Annotated in this window: 2 tRNA genes and 1 rRNA gene; all 3 read right to left on the bottom strand. The window is 51.6% G+C overall.

Annotated features, from left to right (window positions below):
• A 23S ribosomal RNA gene (locus tag IM303_RS15035) occupies window positions 1-1169 on the bottom strand; the annotation flags it as partial.
• Between the two features lie 180 nt (window positions 1170-1349).
• Window positions 1350-1425 (bottom strand) — tRNA-Ala (locus tag IM303_RS15030).
• A 38-nt stretch (window positions 1426-1463) separates the two neighbouring features.
• A tRNA-Ile gene (locus tag IM303_RS15025) sits at window positions 1464-1540 on the bottom strand.
• Window positions 1541-1637: the final 97 nt, after the last annotated feature.

Below are 1637 nucleotides of genomic sequence, written 5' to 3'. Positions count from 1 at the left end.
CGTCGCTGCCGCAGCTTCGGTGCATGGTTTAGCCCCGTTACATCTTCCGCGCAGGCCGACTCGACCAGTGAGCTATTACGCTTTCTTTAAATGATGGCTGCTTCTAAGCCAACATCCTGGCTGTCTGTGCCTTCCCACATCGTTTCCCACTTAACCATGACTTTGGGACCTTAGCTGGCGGTCTGGGTTGTTTCCCTCTTCACGACGGACGTTAGCACCCGCCGTGTGTCTCCCGTGATAACATTCTTCGGTATTCGTAGTTTGCATCGGGTTGGTAAGCCGGGATGGCCCCCTAGCCGAAACAGTGCTCTACCCCCGAAGATGAGTTCACGAGGCGCTACCTAAATAGCTTTCGGGGAGAACCAGCTATCTCCCGGTTTGATTGGCCTTTCACCCCCAGCCACAGGTCATCCGCTAATTTTTCAACATTAGTCGGTTCGGTCCTCCAGTTAGTGTTACCCAACCTTCAACCTGCCCATGGCTAGATCACCGGGTTTCGGGTCTATACCCTGCAACTTAACGCCCAGTTAAGACTCGGTTTCCCTGCGGCTCCCCTATACGGTTAACCTTGCTACAGAATATAAGTCGCTGACCCATTATACAAAAGGTACGCAGTCACACCACGAAGGTGCTCCCACTGCTTGTACGTACACGGTTTCAGGTTCTTTTTCACTCCCCTCGCCGGGGTTCTTTTCGCCTTTCCCTCACGGTACTGGTTCACTATCGGTCAGTCAGGAGTATTTAGCCTTGGAGGATGGTCCCCCCATATTCAGACAGGATACCACGTGTCCCGCCCTACTCTTCGAGTTCACAACCTGTGCATTTTCGTGTACGGGACTGTCACCCTGTACCGTGCGACTTTCCAGACGCTTCCACTAACACACAAGCTGATTCAGACTCCGGGCTGCTCCCCGTTCGCTCGCCGCTACTGGGGGAATCTCGGTTGATTTCTTTTCCTCGGGGTACTTAGATGTTTCAGTTCCCCCGGTTCGCCTCGTTAACCTATGTATTCAGTTAACGATAGTGTGACGGATCACACTGGGTTTCCCCATTCGGACATCGACGGGTCAAAGGTTCATATCACCTCGCCGTCGCTTTTCGCAGATTAGCACGTCCTTCATCGCCTCTGACTGCCAGGGCATCCACCGTGTACGCTTAGTCGCTTAACCTCACAACCCGAAGATGTTTCTTTCGATTCACCATCGACTTGCGAAAATTTGAGAGACTCGAACACACATTAACTGTGTGTCGTTTCAATTTTCAGCTTGATCCAGATTTTTAAAGAGCAAAACTTCGCAGTGCACCTTTTCAGGTTCACTCTGAAGTTTTCTTGTGTTCGCAGTAAAAGATGGTGGAGCTATGCGGGATCGAACCGCAGACCTCCTGCGTGCAAAGCAGGCGCTCTCCCAGCTGAGCTATAGCCCCATCGTTTTGCCAACCTCTTCAAATTTGCTTCGCAAATTTGGTAGGCCTGAGTGGACTTGAACCACCGACCTCACCCTTATCAGGGGTGCGCTCTAACCACCTGAGCTACAAGCCTGCAGAGATTTTTACTGCTGTTTTTCATCAGACAATCTGTGTGAGCACTACAAAGGCAGGTTCTTTAAGGTAAGGAGGTGATCCAACCGCAGGTTCCC

It is taken from the genome of Enterobacter cloacae complex sp. P38RS (assembly GCF_014930775.1).
GTDB classification, from domain to species: Bacteria; Pseudomonadota; Gammaproteobacteria; order Enterobacterales; family Enterobacteriaceae; genus Enterobacter; species Enterobacter bugandensis.
The sequence above is the reverse complement of the archived record's forward strand: the minus strand, read 5'-3'. Positions and strand labels throughout refer to the sequence as shown.